At 71.4% G+C, this 15,265-nt stretch carries 17 protein-coding genes; 13 read left to right on the top strand and 4 right to left on the bottom strand.

Features of this window, described 5'->3' with window-relative positions; genetic code table 11:
* Positions 1–202: 202 nt before the first annotated feature.
* From IZR01_RS11350 to IZR01_RS11340, 3 genes are all read right to left on the bottom strand, one after another.
* Complete coding sequence (locus IZR01_RS11350) at positions 203–1,453, bottom strand: HAMP domain-containing sensor histidine kinase (RefSeq protein WP_194897611.1); 1,251 nt, start codon at positions 1,451–1,453, stop codon at positions 203–205.
* Positions 1,450–2,352, bottom strand: a complete 903-nt coding sequence (locus tag IZR01_RS11345; RefSeq protein WP_194897610.1) for a response regulator transcription factor — start codon at positions 2,350–2,352, stop codon at positions 1,450–1,452. The genes IZR01_RS11350 and IZR01_RS11345 overlap by 4 nt, the downstream gene beginning before the upstream one ends.
* A 104-nt stretch (positions 2,353–2,456) precedes the next feature.
* Entirely contained in the window at positions 2,457–2,960 is a 504-nt protein-coding gene (locus IZR01_RS11340; RefSeq protein ID WP_194897609.1) for a tetratricopeptide repeat protein, read from the bottom strand.
* A 101-nt stretch (positions 2,961–3,061) separates the two neighbouring features.
* Here IZR01_RS11340 and pgi point away from each other — a divergent pair, with 101 nt between their 5' ends.
* From pgi to rdgB, 13 genes are all read left to right on the top strand, one after another.
* Positions 3,062–4,699: a glucose-6-phosphate isomerase gene (pgi, locus tag IZR01_RS11335; protein WP_194897608.1), complete on the top strand. Its 1,638-nt coding sequence runs from the start codon at positions 3,062–3,064 to the stop codon at positions 4,697–4,699.
* A 142-nt stretch (positions 4,700–4,841) separates the two neighbouring features.
* A complete protein-coding gene (locus tag IZR01_RS53155; RefSeq protein WP_323746582.1) occupies positions 4,842–4,940 on the top strand; it encodes a putative leader peptide in 99 nt (32 codons plus the stop codon).
* 121 nt (positions 4,941–5,061) lie between these two features.
* Entirely contained in the window at positions 5,062–5,334 is a 273-nt protein-coding gene (locus IZR01_RS11330; RefSeq protein ID WP_194897607.1) for a MoaD/ThiS family protein, read from the top strand.
* Positions 5,335–5,368: 34 nt separating this feature from the next.
* Positions 5,369–6,316, top strand: a complete 948-nt coding sequence (locus IZR01_RS11325; protein ID WP_194897606.1) for a PLP-dependent cysteine synthase family protein — start codon at positions 5,369–5,371, stop codon at positions 6,314–6,316.
* 76 nt (positions 6,317–6,392) lie between these two features.
* Positions 6,393–7,274: an SCO4651 family lipoprotein gene (locus IZR01_RS11320; protein WP_194897605.1), complete on the top strand. Its 882-nt coding sequence runs from the start codon at positions 6,393–6,395 to the stop codon at positions 7,272–7,274.
* Between the two features lie 98 nt (positions 7,275–7,372).
* Entirely contained in the window at positions 7,373–8,545 is a 1,173-nt protein-coding gene (locus IZR01_RS11315; RefSeq protein WP_194897604.1) for an SCO4651 family lipoprotein, read from the top strand.
* A 382-nt stretch (positions 8,546–8,927) separates the two neighbouring features.
* Positions 8,928–9,821, top strand: coding sequence for a 3-methyladenine DNA glycosylase (locus tag IZR01_RS11310; RefSeq protein WP_194897603.1), 894 nt, complete (start codon positions 8,928–8,930; stop codon positions 9,819–9,821).
* A 107-nt stretch (positions 9,822–9,928) separates the two neighbouring features.
* Positions 9,929–10,855 carry a glutamate racemase gene (gene murI / locus IZR01_RS11305; RefSeq protein ID WP_228555549.1) on the top strand — a complete coding sequence of 309 codons (927 nt, stop codon included), beginning with the start codon at positions 9,929–9,931 and terminating at the stop codon, positions 10,853–10,855.
* On the top strand, positions 10,852–11,625 hold the full coding sequence (locus IZR01_RS11300) for an MBL fold metallo-hydrolase (RefSeq protein WP_194897602.1): 774 nt from the start codon (positions 10,852–10,854) through the stop codon (positions 11,623–11,625). Before murI ends, IZR01_RS11300 begins: the two co-directional genes overlap by 4 nt.
* 13 nt (positions 11,626–11,638) lie before the next feature.
* Positions 11,639–12,184 carry an indole-3-glycerol phosphate synthase gene (locus IZR01_RS11295; protein WP_194897601.1) on the top strand — a complete coding sequence of 182 codons (546 nt, stop codon included), beginning with the start codon at positions 11,639–11,641 and terminating at the stop codon, positions 12,182–12,184.
* 133 nt (positions 12,185–12,317) lie between these two features.
* Complete coding sequence (gene rph, locus IZR01_RS11290; RefSeq protein ID WP_194897600.1) at positions 12,318–13,049, top strand: ribonuclease PH; 732 nt, start codon at positions 12,318–12,320, stop codon at positions 13,047–13,049.
* Between the two features lie 100 nt (positions 13,050–13,149).
* Positions 13,150–13,743: a hypothetical protein gene (locus IZR01_RS11285; RefSeq protein WP_194897599.1), complete on the top strand. Its 594-nt coding sequence runs from the start codon at positions 13,150–13,152 to the stop codon at positions 13,741–13,743.
* A gap of 52 nt (positions 13,744–13,795) precedes the next feature.
* Positions 13,796–14,413 carry an RdgB/HAM1 family non-canonical purine NTP pyrophosphatase gene (gene rdgB, locus IZR01_RS11280; protein WP_194897598.1) on the top strand — a complete coding sequence of 206 codons (618 nt, stop codon included), beginning with the start codon at positions 13,796–13,798 and terminating at the stop codon, positions 14,411–14,413.
* Between the two features lie 40 nt (positions 14,414–14,453).
* Here the strand turns inward: rdgB and IZR01_RS11275 are convergent.
* A partial coding sequence (locus IZR01_RS11275) for a DUF4190 domain-containing protein (protein ID WP_194923786.1) occupies positions 14,454–15,265 on the bottom strand: 812 nt, incomplete at its 5' end.

Here is a 15,265-nt window from a genome sequence, read left to right as displayed (position 1 = left end):
TCGGCCGTAGACGTATAGCGGTCATCCAGGCTACGCCGGTGTGGGGCTTTAGTGCAGTCGCGCCCCGGGTTCGAGGCGCTGATCACACCGTCCGACGGGGAAAATCCCTCCATCTGACTAGGCCCGGGTTGCCAGGCCGTGGTCAAGAGTGACCAGATTCACACTCCGGCCGCCCATTAGTGCGTTGTGCTCAACCGGCCGGTTACGGCAGATCGACGCGGATCACACACCCCGGTGACGCACCGGCGGCCACCGGATGGCCGACCCCGTTGCCGGCCGGGTTGCCAACGAGGTTGCCAACCGGAGTGCGCGCCGGCTTGCCAACCGCGGCACCGATCGCCCCGGCCGTGGCAACCCCGGCCGCCCCGGGCTCCCCGCACTCCAGCTGTTCGCCCGGCTCGGCCACCGAGATCCGGCCGCCGTGCAGATCCACCACCCAGCGCGCGATGGCCAGCCCGAGCCCGGTGCCGCCGTCGGCGGCCTGCCGGGAGCCGCGGTCGAAGCGGTCGAAGACCCGGACCCGCTCACCGGGCGGGATCCCCGGGCCCTGGTCGCACACCTCGACCCGGACGCCGCCGGCCGCCAGCCGGCGCGCACGCAGCGTCACCCGGCCGCCGGCCGGGGAGTGCCGCACGGCGTTGTCCAGCAGGTTGGCCGCGACCTGGTGCAGGCGCTCGCGGTCGGCGCGCACGGTGAGCTCCGGCGGCACCACGTCGACCACGGTGTGCGGCCGCCGGTGGCCGGCGTCCTTGGCCAGCATCGAGACCGTGGCCTCGCGGGCCACGGTGCCCAGGAACTCCTCCAGCGCCACGTCCTCGCGGTCCAGCTCGACCGCCCCGGCGTCGATCCGGGACAGGTCCAGCAGGGTGTTGACCAGCCGGCCCAGCCGCTCGGCCTGCTCCAGCGCCAGCCGCATGGTCGGCGGATCGGGCTCGGTGACGCCGTCGACGACGTTCTCCAGCACCGCGCGCAACGCCGAGATCGGGGTCCGCAGCTCGTGCGAGACGTTCGCGATCAGCTCCTTGCGCTGCCGGTCCACCGCCTCCAGGTCGGCGGCCATCAGGTTGAACGCGGAGGCCAGCTGCCCGACCTCGTCGCGGCCGGTCGCGGTGGTGACCCGGCGGCTGTAGTCGCCGCGCGCGATGCGCTCGACGGCGTCGGCCATCGAGCGCAGCGGGCTGGTCATGCCGTGCGCCAGGATCTGCGTGACGCCCAGCGACAGGATCACCGCGACGCTGACCACGTACCGGGCCTGGATGCCGGCCGAGACCCCGATCGCGGTGAAGATCCCGGCCACCGACACCGAGGCCACGACCAGCACGCCGAGCTTGACCTTGATGCTGTGGAAGCGGTCCAGCGGGCGCACCTCGCGGGCCCGGCCGATCACGGTGCCGCCGACCTTGCGGGACCGGGCGCCGACGGTGTTGACGCGCAGGGACAGACGGGAGTTCATCGGTTCGCCGGTTCCAGGCCGTCGCCGGCCGCGGGCTCGGCCTCCAGCGCGTAGCCGACGCCGTGCACGGTCCGGATCCAGTCCGCGCCGATCTTGCGCCGGACCGCCTTGACGTGGCTGTCGACGGTGCGGGTCCCGGAGGCGTCCAGCCAGTCCCACACCTCGGCCAGCAGCTTCTCGCGGGTGAGCACGGTGCGCGGCTGTCCGGCCAGGCAGGCCAGCAGGTCGAACTCGGTGGGCGTCAGGTGCGCCTCGTCCCGGTTCCGGCCGGCGCCGATCCGCACCCGGCGCTGTGCCGGGTCGATCTCCAGTATCCGGGCGCCGGCGCTGGTGCCGATGGCCTGGAAGCGCAGCGGCCGCGGGGCGCGCGCGGCGGCGGCGCCGGGGGCGAAGCCGGTGCCGATCGGGATCACGTTGCCGCCGATGCCGCCGATGCCGCCGTTCGACCCGGGTTCGGCGGTCCGGGACTCGCCGGACCGGAAGTCTGTGCTTCGGAGCTCTGTGGTCCGAAGCTCGGTGTTCCGAATCTCCGCGGCCCGCTCCACCCGCCGCAGCAGCGCGTGCACCCGGGCGATCAGCTCGCGCATCGAGAACGGCTTGGTCAGGTAGTCGTCGGCGCCGGTGCGCAGGCCCTCGATCAGGTCGCTCTCGTCGTCGCGGGCGGTGACCATCAGCACCGGCACGGCCCGCTCGGCCTGGATCCGCCGGCACACCTCCAGGCCGTCGAACCCGGGCAGCATCACGTCCAGGACGATCAGGTCGGGCACGTGTTCGTGCGCGGTGCGCACCGCGGCGGGGCCGTCGCCGGCCAGGTGCGTGGCGAACCCTTCGGCGCGCAGCCGGGCGGCGATCGCCTCGGCGAGGGTCGGTTCGTCCTCGACGACGAGAATGCTGGTCACCGGTTCAGCATAGGCATGGGGCGGGTAGTGGCCGGGGTCGTGACCCGACGTGCACAGTTTCGGCACAGGGTGTGCGCCGACCTGCGCGATCTTGCTATTCGGCCCTATTCGACGGCGTCCAAGTCCCGAGCGTAGTGCTCGATCGCGGGCCGGTACCGCTGGACCGCGGGGTCCGAACTCGTCGACGCCAGCACCTCCAGCAGCGTCCGCATCGCCTCGTGGTGCTCGCCGACGTTGTAGAGCGCCATCGCCGAGAAGGTCCGCAGGGCGTTGTCGTCGGGGAACTCCGCGAGGCCGCTGCCGAACGCCTCGACCGCCTCCGGATAGCGGCCCAGCCCGCGCAGCGTGCTCGCGTAGCCGAGCCGTGCGCCGCGCCGCTCCTGCTCGGACAGCCCATCGCCGGCCAGCGCCCGCTCGTAGAACGGCACCGCTTCCATCTCCTGCCCGAGCACGTCGTGCACCCACGCGGTCTGATACGCGACCGTCGCGTCCGCCGGGAACTCCTCCGCCAGCGCGACCAACAGCCGCCGCGCCTGTTCGTGCTCCCCGGCCTCGCGCAGTGCCACAGCCTCCGCCAGGCGCGCGTCCCGGCTGTTCTTGATGGTCATAACCGCCGGACCCTACCCGTTCACCTCACCGCCGAGGCCTCTACTCGACTGCGGCGATAGGGTTTTGACGCCGAAGTCGCACGATCGCCAGGAGGACGCCGATGACTGAGAAGCTCACCGATCTGCCGCAGTGGAAAGCGCTTGAGACGCACCACGCGGAGTTCGACCGGGTGAACCTGCGCGAGCTGTTCCAGACCGACCCGGGCCGGGCCGAGCGCTACTTCGCGCAGGCCGGCGACCTGTCGGCGGACTACTCCAAGCAGCTGGTCACCGACGAGACCCTGCGGCTGCTGCTGGACCTGGCGCGCGAGCGCGGGGTCTTCGAGCTGCGGGACCGGATGTTCGCCGGCGAGAAGATCAACATCACCGAGGACCGGGCGGTGCTGCACGTCGCGCTGCGGGCGCCGCGGACCGAGCGCATCGAGGTGGACGGCGAGGACGTGGTGCCGGCCGTGCACGAAGTGCTCCACCGGATGGCCGCCTTCTCCTCGCGGGTGCGCAGCGGGGAGTGGACCGGTGCCACCGGCAAGCGCATCAAGACCGTCGTCAACATCGGCATCGGCGGTTCGGACCTGGGCCCGGCGATGGCGTACGAGGCGCTGAAGCCCTACAGCCTGCGGGAGATGCAGTTCCGCTTCGTCTCCAACGTGGACGGCGCCGACCTGTACGAGGCCACCCACGACCTGGACCCGGCCCAGACCCTGTTCGTCGTCTCCTCCAAGACCTTCACCACGGTCGAGACCGTCACCAACGCCACCTCGGCGAAGAAGTGGCTGCTGGCCGGGCTGGGCGGCGATGAGTCCGCGGTCGCCAAGCACTTCGTCGCGGTGTCCACCAACGCCGAGGGCGTCGCCGCGTTCGGCATCGACACCGACAACATGTTCGGATTCTGGGACTGGGTCGGCGGCCGCTACTCCTACGACTCGGCGATCGGCCTGTCGCTGATGATCGCGATCGGCCCGGAGCGGTTCGAGGAGATGCTCCAGGGCTTCCACACGATCGACGAGCACTTCCGTACCGCGCCGGCCGAGAAGAACCTGCCGCTGCTGCTCGGCCTGATCGGGATCTGGTACCGGAACTTCTGGGACGCGCAGACCCTGGCGGTGCTGCCGTACTCGCACTACCTGTCCAAGTTCACCGCCTACCTCCAGCAGTTGGACATGGAGTCCGACGGCAAGTCGACGCGGCGCGACGGCGAGCCGGTGGAATGGCAGACCGGCCCGATCGTCTGGGGCACCCCCGGCACCAACGGCCAGCACGCCTACTACCAGCTGATCCACCAGGGCACCGCGCTGATCCCGGCCGACTTCATCGGCTTCGACCGGCCGATCGAGGGCACCGACCCTCATGGACAGCACGACGCGCTGATGGCCAACTTCTACGCCCAGACCGAGGCCCTGGCCTTCGGCAAGACCCGTGAGCAGGTCCAGGCCGAGGGCGTCGCGGCCGCGCAGGTGCCGCACCGCACGTTCCGCGGCAACCACCCGACCACCACGCTCACCGCCCAGCGCCTGACCCCCTCGATCCTGGGCCAGCTGGTCGCGCTGTACGAGCACAAGGTGTTCGTCCAGGGCGCGATCTGGGACATCGACTCCTTCGACCAGTGGGGCGTCGAGCTGGGCAAGGTCCTGGCGAAGAAGATCGTCCCCGAGCTGTCCTCGGACGCGCCGCTGCACCACGACTCCTCGACCAACGCCGCGATCGAGCGCTACCGCGCCGACCGCGAGCCGGGGGCGTGAGCGCCGGACCGCGGCTTTGAGCGCCGGTGGGCCCGTCGGTACCTTCAGGGGTGCTGACGGGCCCGCGCTTTTCTCCGGTGCCCCGGGTCTCACCGCTCGGGAACCAGGCCCGGCCGGTTGCCGGGATGAATATCATGGGGACATGCGTTCACCCGGCATGGATCCGACGGTGCTGCTCGTCGCGCGCCGCCATGTCGACTTCGGCCGGCTGGCCAGCGCGCTGTGTCGCCGGGGCGTCTGAACCCGCGATCCGTCCCCCGCAGCCGCGGCGCCGTGTGAGCGGCACTGCCCGCGGGGCCTCCCATACGCCCTGTTCGCCCGTTCCGCCCTTCCTGGCTTTTCTCACGAGGAGATGACCGGACATGTCCGTCAACGTGTCGATCCCGACCATCCTGCGCACCTACACCGACGGCGCCAAGCGCGTCGAGGCCGAGGGCACCACACTCGCCGCCCTGATCACCGACCTGGACGCCCGGCACCCCGGGCTCGGTGACCGGCTGCTGGACGCCGGCGAGCTGCGCCGGTTCGTCAACGTCTACAAGAACGACGAGGACGTCCGCTTCCTCGGCGGCCTGTCCACCCCGCTGGCCGACGGCGACGCCGTCACCGTCCTGCCCGCCGTCGCCGGCGGCTGAGCCCGGGACCGGGGAAGACACGGAGGCGCCGCCGATGCGCTACGACTCGCTCCTGGATTCCGTGGGCCACACCCCGCTGGTCGGGCTGCCCACCCTGTCGCCGTCCCCCGAGGTGCGGCTGTGGGCCAAGCTCGAGGACCGCAACCCCACCGGCTCGGTCAAGGACCGGGTCGCGCTGGGCCTGGTCGAGGCCGCCGAGAAGGAGGGCCGGCTCAAGCCCGGCGACACCATCTTGGAGCCGACGTCCGGCAACACCGGGATCGGCCTGGCGATGGTGGCCAAGCTCAAGGGCTACAAGCTGATCTGTGTGATGCCGGAGAACACCTCCGAGGAGCGCCGGCAGATCCTGCGGATGTACGGCGCCGAGATCATCTCCTCGCCGGCCGCCGGCGGCTCCAACGAGGCGGTGCGGGTGGCCAAGGGCCTGGCCGCCGAGCACCCGGACTGGGTGATGCCCTACCAGTACGGCAACCCGGCCAACGCCCTGGCCCACTACCACGGCACCGGCCCGGAACTGCTGGCCGACCTGCCGACCATCACGCACTTCGTGGCGGGCCTGGGCACCACCGGCACCCTGATGGGCGCCGGCCGCTACCTGCGCGAGCACAAGCCGGACGTGCAGATCGTCGCCGCCGAACCGCGCTACGACGAGCTGATCTACGGTCTGCGCAACCTCGACGAGGGCTTCGTCCCGGAGCTCTACGACGAGTCGGTCCTGACCACCCGCTACTCGGTCGGCGCGCACGACGCGCTGCGCCGCACCCGCGAACTGCTGGCCGCCGAGGGGGTCTTCGCGGGCATCTCCACCGGCTGTGCGCTGCACGCGGCGCTCGGCATCGCGCGCAAGGCCTTCGAGGCGGGCCAGAGCGCGGACATCGCGTTCATCGTCGCCGACGGAGGCTGGAAGTACCTGTCCACCGGCGCCTACGAGGGCACCCTGGACGAGGCCGAGGACCGGATCGAGGGCCAGCTCTGGGCGTGAACGAGGACCGGTCCTCCCCGTGACGGGTCCGACCGCGGTTAGTATCGCCGCGTTCTGACTCACAGGGGGGTTCGGCATGATACGCACGGGTTCGACCGGCTGGACGCGGTACGGCGCCACGGCGGCGGCGGTGACGATGGTCATGGCCGCCGCCGCTTGTTCCTCCTCGGGGGTGATCGGCGTCACCACGAGCATGAACCTCGACCTGAACACGGTGAGCGCGGCCCAGGCGCTGAAGGACGCCGTCCAGGCCGGAATCGCCCGGCAGTCCGTGCGGATCCACAGCGTGGTGACGCAACCGAACGGCTTGTTCACGCAGGACGGCCCCCAGCGGACCGACAGGTTCCAGCAGGACCTGACGACAGCCACCACAGATGCGGGCAAGCACATCCAGAGTGAGACCCGAGGCGACGAGAACTCCGTCTACATGGACGATCCCACGATTCCCGCTGCTGACCGGCACGGCAAAACGTGGGTGAAGCTGGATCTCACCCATCCGCCGTCGGCGAATTCCAGCGACCCGACCTTGGCGGCTCTCGGGCAGTTCGCCACCCTCTACCAGCACGCCGACCCGCAGCAGGGTGCGTTGGTGAACCTGGCGATCCCGGATCTGCACCGGGTCGGCGTCGAGACCAAGGACGGCCGCCGGGCATTGCATATCGCGGGAACCGTCACCGCGGACACCCTGCCGAAGGTGCCGCCCGCGGGCTCCGGTCTGACCCAGGATTACCTGGACTATTACCGGCAGCGGATGCAGACGCTGGACATCACCAAGGCCGGTATCGATATCTGGATCGGTGCGGACGGCCTGGAGATCGAGTACATCGACACCCAATCGGGGAGTGGCGGCGACACCGTTTCCGACAGCACGCTGAGCCAGTGGGGCGTCCCCGTCACGGTCGTCCCGCCACCGGCCGAGGACACCTACGTCGTGCCCGGCGGTGATCAACACGCCTGATCAACGATCCTCCCGTGCCCCCCGGCGCCGGGCCTGATCTGCGGTAAAGCTAAGCTTCCCCCCGCTCTTCGCTTTCACGATCAAGGGTGGGAAACCTCATGCCCCGCAAGCAGATATGGTCCGGCGCCGTGCTGGCGGCCGTGGCCGCGTCCTCGCTCACCGGTTGCTCCCTGAAGGCGTCGGACGGCACGCCGCAGTCCTTCGCACAGCTGTCCTCGCTCAGTGCCCAGGACGCGATCCAGGCCGCGACCCGCGCCGTCACCGCGCACCCCAGCGCCAAGGTGCACACGGTGCTGACCGCGCCGACCGGCTCGGAGACCTCCGACGTGGTGGCGACCTTCGACGAGCACCCGACGCTGCAGGGCATGCTGGTGATGGGTTCCGGCGGCGGCGCGGCCGACCCGAGTGCGCAGTCCACACCGCCCATCCCGATCCGCTACGCGGACAACGTGATGTACATGGAGATGGGCCAGAACCCGCAGCTGGCCGCCCAGATGGACGGCAAGGCGTGGCTGAAGATGGACCTGCAGGCCATGGCCCAGGACCCGAACACCGCCGCCGTCGGCAGCGACGTGCTGGAGAACACCTCCCCGAGCAAGGGCCTGATCCTCCTGGCCGCCGCCAAGGACCTGCACAAGGTGGGCGCCGAGCAGCACGGCGGCGTCCAGACCGTGCACTACGCCGGCGCCCTGACCGGCGCCGACGCCACCGACCCGAACCTGGTCGGGCGCGGCCTGTCCCAGCAGGACTCCGACGTGGTGGCCGACGCCCTGGCCCAGGGCCAGGTCACCAAGCTGGGCTACGACGTCTGGCTGCGCGCCGACGGCCTCCCGGTCGCGATGACCTTCACCGAGGTCACCCCGGCCGGCTCCCTCACCGGCGAGATCGACTACAGCGACTGGGGCACCCCGGTCGCGGTGCCCCCGGTCCCGGGCGACCAGAGCGCCGACTACATGGCGATGGTGAAGCAGGCGGAGGCGGCGCAGAGCAGCGCCGAGCCGAGTGGCGCGCCGAGCTCGTCGGACGGGAGTTCGGGCTCCGTGACGCCGAGCGCTCCGGCCACGCCGAGCTCGCCCGGGACGCCGAGCTCCCCGGCGACGCCCAGCACGTCGAGCACGCCGAGCGCGCCGAGCCCGACCGGTTCCTCGACCGGTGTGCCGTCGACACCGACCCCGACCGGTTCGAAGAGCCCCAGTTCTTCCGGTAGCTCGACTTCGTCGACTTCCTCGAGCACGACCGGCACTTCGACCGCCTCGACCTCGGCTTCTTAGAGCGACCGAGGATTGGTGGCCGGTCTGGCGAGGCGGCGCAGCCGCCGCAGCGCACGGAAAACTCGGCGGGAACGAGCCTGGGCGTGCCGGACGACCGCCCTCGACCCGGCCCGCGCCTGCGCGCAAATTGGCACGAGCGTCGTGGGCATGCGGCTTGCAAGCGCAGCGCGCGGCAAGGCACCGGTGCGGCCAGGCTCGGAGCTCCGACGCTGGTTTCCCAATGTCGCTCAGCCCGCCCGGCCACGAATCCTCGGTCGCTCTTAACCGCACACTGCTGGGGCCGAGCTGCGATAGACAGCCCGGCCCCGGCAGCCTCGCTCGCTGAGGGACCGGCGCCCAAACCCGATTCGGCCGTGTAGTGCCCACCAGGTACCGTCGAAGCGTGAGCGAGATCCTTCCCGAGCCCGTCTGGCGAGCCCGCGAAGCCGCACACCGAACCCGCGTCGCCGCCTGGACCGAGCCCCATCTCCGCCGCCGCGCCGGCAATGAGGCGCATCCGGTCATGGACTTCTTGTTCACCTACTACTCGCACCGCCCCGCGCGCCTCCTGCGCTGGCATCCCGGCCCCGGTGTGGTGCTGGCCGGGGACGCGGCCCGTGAGCGGTTGGCCTGGCGCGGCTATGTCCAGACCGCCGACGGCGTCGCCCTCGATCCCGCCGAGTTCACCGACGCCCGGCGCCGCACCGCCGAGTTCGTCCGCGCGCTGTTGCTGGCCACCGCCGGTCGGGAGCCGCGCCTGGCCTGCTTCGGGCTGCACGAGTGGGCCATGGTCTACCGCCAGGAGCCCGAGCAGGTGCGGCACTCCGCGCGCCGGCTACGGCTCGGGTCGGCGGGTACCGATCAGGTCGTCCAGACCCAGAGCATCCGCTGCTCGCACTACGACGCCTACCGCTTCTTCACCCCCGACGCCGTGCCGCTGAACACCCTGCGCCCGACCCGCGAGGAGCAGGTCGCCAACGAGCAGCCCGGGTGCCTGCACGTCGGCATGGACCTCTACAAGTGGGCCTACAAGCTGGATCCGTTCGTGCCCTCGGAGCTGATCGCCGACTGCTTCGCGCTGGCCGCCGAGATCCGCGAGATGGACATGCGCGCCAGTCCCTACGACCTCGCCGAGCTCGGCTACGCCCCGATCCGGGTCGAGACGCCGGCCGGCCGGGCCGAGTACGCCGCGATGCAGGCCGAGTTCGCGCGCCGGGGTGCACCGCTGCGCCGGCGGCTCGTCGACGTCTGCGACGCGTTGCTCGCCCGGTCCGACCGCTCCGGCCGGCCCGACTGAAAACCGCACGTCAGCCCGGCCGTGACCAAAAGCACCGCTGAGACAGTGGCCACATCCACCGGCCCAATCGCCGACGTTCTGCGGATGGAGCCGTACGCTGTCACCTCATGGCCGCACCACCGCCTCCGCACGCCGCCCCGGCCCCCCGGGACGCGCCCATCGGCATCTTCGACTCCGGTTTCGGCGGGCTGACCGTCGTCCGCGCCCTGTTGGACCAGCTGCCGCACGAGGCCGTCAGCTACTTCGGCGACACCGCGCGCCAACCCTACGGGCCCCGGCCGATCGCCGAGGTGCGCGCCTATGCCCTGGAATGCATGGACAAGCTGGTCGAGTCCGGCGTCAAAATGCTGGTCATTGCCTGTAACTCGGCCTCCGGCGCGGTCCTGCGGGACGCCCGCGAGCGGTACGAGATCCCGGTGGTGGAGGTGATTCGGCCCGCGGTCCGGCTGGCCGTGGCCGCCACCCGCAACCAGCACGTCGGCGTGATCAGCACCCGGTCCACCCGGCGCTCGATGGCCTACGTCGACGCCTTCGCGGCCGCGCCGCAGATCCAGCTCACCACCCAGGACTGCCCGCGCTTCGTGGAGTTCGTCGAGGCCGGGGAGACCGCGGGGGAGGAGCTGCTGCGGGTCGCGCACGAGTACCTCGACCCGGTCGCGCGGGCCGGCGTCGACACGCTGATCCTGGGCTGCACCCACTACCCCCTGCTCACCGGAGTCATCTCCTATGTGATGGGGGAGGACGTGGTCCTCATCAACAGCGCCGAGGAGACCGCCAAGGACGTATACCGGGTCCTGGCCGAGAACGCGCTCATGCGCGCCGGCGACCTCCCCGAGCCCGTGCACAGCTTCACCACCACCGGCGACCCGGAGCAGTTCCTGCAGATCGGGCAGCGCTTCCTCGGGCCCGAGATCGGCCACGTCCACCAGGGCCTGGTGCCCGGTGCGGCGCCGGACGCCACCGATCCGCGAGACGTCGCAGAACCCCGCGGCGCCACCGAACCCCAATACGCCACAGTTGCGGAGTCCCCATGAAGCTCACCGTGATCGGTTCCTCCGGGTCCTTCGGCGGCCCCGGCAACCCGTGTTCGAGCTACCTGGTCGAGCACGACGGACACCGGGTCCTGCTCGACTTCGGCAACGGCGCGCTGGGCGAGCTGCAACGGTACGGCGACATCTACGACCTGCAGGCCGTGATCCTGTCGCACCTGCACGCCGACCACTGTGTCGACATGTGCGGGTACTACGTCGCGCGCAAGTACCGGCCCGGCGGCGAGCCGCTGCCGCTGCTGCCGGTGTGGGGCCCGGCCGGCACCCGTGAGCGGATCGCCAAGGCCTACGACACCGACGACGCCGAGTGCGAGTCGGTGTTCGCCTTCCGCGACGTGCTGGAGGGCGCCGGCGAGGGCGCGAGCGCGAACACCTTCCAGACCGGGCCGTTCACCGTCCGAGTGACCCGCGTCGACCACCCGGTCGAGGCCTACGCGATCCGGCTGGAGGCGGCCGGGCGCACCCTGGTCTACTCCGGCGACACCGGCCCCTGCGCCGCCCTGGACCACCTGGCCAAGGGCGCCGACCTGCTGCTGGCCGAGGCCTCGTTCCAGGAGGGCCGCGACGACGGCCTGCTGGGCCTGCACCTCAACGGCCGCCAGGCCGGGGAGAGCGCGAGTGCCGCCGCGGTCGGCCGCCTGGTGCTGACCCACATCCCGCCGTGGACCGACGCCGAGCTGAACCTTACCGCCGCCAAGGCCGCCTACGACGGTCCGGTGAACCTGGCCACGCCCGGCGCGGTGTTCCAGATCTGAGACCATGATGGGCATGGGGGAGCGGCGCCCGCCGCCGCCCCCGCACCGCACCGGAGAGGACCTGACTGTGCCGACCACCATGCTCGTCGTCGAGAAGACGATCAACCAGCACGACCTGGAGTACGTCGTCGGCCTGCACGCCGACAACGCCGAGGAGGGCATGGCCGCGGAGAACTACGTGATCGTGGTGCCGGTCGGCAAGGAGAACGGCAAAGTCCTGGCCACCCTGGACGACCTCGCGCTGGGGAACTTCAAGGGGGCCGAGGAGGACTCGCACGACGAGCCGCTGAACGAGGCCGTGGTGGCCGCCCGCGCGGTGCTGACCGGCACCGTCGAGGCCTTCCAGCAGGCCGGCAAGCAGGCCGTCGGCGAACTGCTGGCCGGGCCGCCGGTGGACGGGCTGAAGGAGATCGCGGCCAAGTACGTGGCCGACGAGGTCATCGTGCTGACCGTGCCGCACCTGGTCGAGGAGTTCTTCCACCGGGACCTGGCCTCCCGGCTGCGCAAGGCCACCGACCTGCCGACGCTGCGGCTGCTGGCGCACGTGCCGCTGGACTGAGGCCGAGCGGCCCCGCCGCGGCGCCATCGGCTGCTCGTCGCGGGGCGGCGAGCCCGCGGCGGGGCCCGGCGTGGGCCTCGCGCGCCCCGCACCGCCGCCCTCGCCCACCCCGGTGGTGGGCTAGGGTCGACACATGTCAGCAGCACGCGTCGACGGCCGCAAAGCCGACCAGCTCCGCCCGGTCACCCTGACCCGCAAGTGGTCCATCCACCCCGAGGGCAGCGTCCTCGTCGAGTTCGGCCAGACCAAGGTGCTGTGCACCGCCAGCGTCACCGAAGGCGTCCCGCGCTGGCTGCGCGGCAGCGGCAAGGGGTGGGTCACCGCCGAGTACGCGATGCTGCCCCGGGCCACCAACACCCGCGGCGACCGCGAGTCGGTCAAGGGCAAGGTCGGCGGCCGCACCCAGGAGATCTCCCGGCTGATCGGCCGCGCGCTGCGGGCCGTGGTGGACACCAAGGCGCTGGGCGAGAACACCATCATCGTGGACTGCGACGTGCTGCAGGCCGACGGCGGCACCCGGACCGCGGCCATCACCGGCGCGTACGTGGCGCTCCAGGACGCGGTCGCGTGGATGCGCGAGAAGAAGATGATCAAGGCCACCAAGGAGCCGCTGGCCGGTTCGGTCTCGGCGGTCAGCGTCGGCATCATCGACGGCGTGCCGATGCTCGACCTGTGCTACGAGGAAGACGTCCGGGCCGAGACCGACATGAACGTGGTCTGCACGGCCGACGGCAAGTTCGTCGAGGTGCAGGGCACCGCCGAGGGCGCCCCCTTCGACCGCGCCGAGCTGGACGCGCTGCTGGACCTGGCCACCGCCGGCTGCCGCGAGCTGGCCACACACCAGGTCAAGTCCCTAATGAGCTGACCGCCGGTCCGCGCTTCTCATACCGCCGGTCCGCACCTCTTATATTGTTCGGAGCCCCGCATACGACGGGGCTCCGAATGTCTTCCACAGGGGGTGGGTCATGACCGGGCGGCTGCGCGCGAGCGTGATACCAGGACTGCTGGCACTGACCGCACTGGCACTGACGGCCTGCTCTTCGCAGGGCACGATCGGCGCGAGCGCGTCCGGCGGGACCACCGCGCCCGGCACCGCGGGCTCCTCGGCCCCGGCGCCGAGCACCTCCGGCGGGGCACCCAGCAGCGCCGACACCGGTGCCCCGACCGGCGGCGGCACCGACACCGCGGCGCCGTCCACCCCGGCCGGCGGCTCCTCGCCGAGCACCGAGTCCTCCGCGGCCCTGGCCTCGTCGATCAAGAACCTCAACGACACCTGGACCGACCCCGGCTGCAAGACGGCGCTGGCCGGGTTCAGCAGCTACCTGTTCGCGCAGCAGGCGGGTCTGTTGCAGGGCGTCGCCGCCCTTCCCGGCGCCATCCAGCAGGTCCGCGCCGGCTCGTCGCAGACCAGGAAGCCGCAGGCGGCGGTGGCGATGAACCGGATGGTCAACGACATGACGGCCATGCAGAACCAGGCGAAGCAGGGGCAGAAGCCGAGCCAGGGACCGCTCAAGAGCGACTTCCAGACGATGGGTGCCGTCTGCTCGCAGCAGCCGTGAGTGTGCTGCCCGGCGCGCCCTCGGCCTCCGGCACAGATCTAGACTGGCGCCCATGCGCCAGATCGTCCTCGCCACCCGCAACGCCAAGAAGATCACCGAACTCGAGCGGATCCTGCTCGCCGCCGGCCTGACCGACGTCGAACTGGCCGGCCCGGAGCTGTACTCGGCCCTGCCCGAGATCCCCGAGACCGGTCTGACCTTCGCCGAGAACGCGCTGATCAAGGCGCGCGCGGTGGCCGCGGCCACCGGCCTGCCGGCCGTCGCCGACGATTCGGGACTGTGCGTGGACGCGCTGAACGGTATGCCGGGCATCCTGTCCGCGCGCTGGTCCGGCCGCTTCGGGGACCTGCCGGCCGGCCCCGGCCGCGACGTGTCCAATCTGCACCTGGTCCTGGACCAGGTCGCCGACGTCCCCGACGAGGCCCTGGGCGCCAACTTCACCTGTGCCGCCGCCCTGGTCCAGCCGGACGGTGCCGAGCACGTGGTCGAAGGCGTCGTCACCGGCCACCTGATCCGCGCCCCCCGCGGCGACGGCGGGTTCGGCTACGACCCGATCTTCGTCCCCGAAGGCGAGACCCGCACCACCGCCGAACTCAGCCCGCAGGAGAAGGACGCGATCAGCCACCGCGGCCGCGCCTTCCGCGCCCTGGTGCCGCTGCTGAAGGACTGACGGACTAACGAACCGACTGGCCGACTGACCGACTGACCGACTACTTCCCGATCGTGCAGAGATGGTCCATCTCGTGCAGGTCGGAGTCGAGCTTGGCCTGGTCGCCGTTCCCGGCCGCGAGCGCGGCGTAGTCGTCGTGCACGGCCGTCACCGTCGAGCGCACATCACTGCGCTTGGACTCGCCGGCGGCCTTGGCCAGATCGTTGACGAGTGTGGTGACATCACCCTGTACCGCGTTCGTGTCGCCGCGCTTGGAGTCGGCGTCGATCTTCTTCGACTGATCCAGCACCGCCGACTTCCCGTTCCGGCACCCGGCGTCCAACGCCGACGGCTTCGACGCGATCGCCGCCCCGCCGATAATCGCCACCACGGTCACCAGGATGGACAACACCAGCGCCGTGATGGCCAACCCCCGCCCGCGGGCCTTCCCGCGCGCGGTCTTCACCATCCCGACGATCGCCAGCACCAAGCCGACCAGCGGCACCCAGAACAGGCAAAGCGCGACTATCGCCACCGCACTGGTCACCGAGGGCGGCGAGGGCGGGGAACCGTAGCCGAACGGCGGCATCGGGCCCGGCCCCGGCATTCCACCTGGTCCCGGCATTCCGCCCGGCCCTGACATCGGCGCCGGCCCCTGACCCGGGAACCCGCCTTGGCCCGGGAATCCGCCCGGCCCCGGCATCCCGCCCGGTCCGTACTGCGGCTGCGGACCCGGCGCGCCACCCGGCGCGTACTGAGAATTCGGCGGCGGGAACTGGGAACTCGGCGGCGGCGCGTACTGAGAACCCTGCTCGCCACCCACCACCGGCGCGGTCTGCGTCGGAACCCCCTGCTCGGGCACCGCCGCCGGAT

This window comes from Catenulispora pinisilvae (assembly GCF_015356865.1).
Taxonomy (GTDB): domain Bacteria; phylum Actinomycetota; class Actinomycetes; order Streptomycetales; family Catenulisporaceae; genus Catenulispora; species Catenulispora pinisilvae.
The sequence above is the reverse complement of the archived record's forward strand: the minus strand, read 5'-3'. Positions and strand labels throughout refer to the sequence as shown.

Coding starts and splice junctions, on each gene's coding strand:
- IZR01_RS11315 (WP_194897604.1), top strand. CDS start 7,373: ATGCCCCGCAAGCAGATATGGTCCGGCGCCGTGCTGGCGGCCGTGGCC.
- IZR01_RS11320 (WP_194897605.1), top strand. CDS start 6,393: ATGATACGCACGGGTTCGACCGGCTGGACGCGGTACGGCGCCACGGCG.
- IZR01_RS53155 (WP_323746582.1), top strand. CDS start 4,842: ATGCGTTCACCCGGCATGGATCCGACGGTGCTGCTCGTCGCGCGCCGC.
- IZR01_RS11285 (WP_194897599.1), top strand. CDS start 13,150: ATGACCGGGCGGCTGCGCGCGAGCGTGATACCAGGACTGCTGGCACTG.
- IZR01_RS11325 (WP_194897606.1), top strand. CDS start 5,369: ATGCGCTACGACTCGCTCCTGGATTCCGTGGGCCACACCCCGCTGGTC.
- IZR01_RS11330 (WP_194897607.1), top strand. CDS start 5,062: ATGTCCGTCAACGTGTCGATCCCGACCATCCTGCGCACCTACACCGAC.
- IZR01_RS11300 (WP_194897602.1), top strand. CDS start 10,852: ATGAAGCTCACCGTGATCGGTTCCTCCGGGTCCTTCGGCGGCCCCGGC.
- IZR01_RS11340 (WP_194897609.1), bottom strand. CDS start 2,960: ATGACCATCAAGAACAGCCGGGACGCGCGCCTGGCGGAGGCTGTGGCA.
- IZR01_RS11295 (WP_194897601.1), top strand. CDS start 11,639: ATGGGGGAGCGGCGCCCGCCGCCGCCCCCGCACCGCACCGGAGAGGAC.
- rdgB (WP_194897598.1), top strand. CDS start 13,796: ATGCGCCAGATCGTCCTCGCCACCCGCAACGCCAAGAAGATCACCGAA.
- rph (WP_194897600.1), top strand. CDS start 12,318: ATGTCAGCAGCACGCGTCGACGGCCGCAAAGCCGACCAGCTCCGCCCG.
- murI (WP_228555549.1), top strand. CDS start 9,929: ATGGCCGCACCACCGCCTCCGCACGCCGCCCCGGCCCCCCGGGACGCG.
- IZR01_RS11350 (WP_194897611.1), bottom strand. CDS start 1,453: ATGAACTCCCGTCTGTCCCTGCGCGTCAACACCGTCGGCGCCCGGTCC.
- pgi (WP_194897608.1), top strand. CDS start 3,062: ATGACTGAGAAGCTCACCGATCTGCCGCAGTGGAAAGCGCTTGAGACG.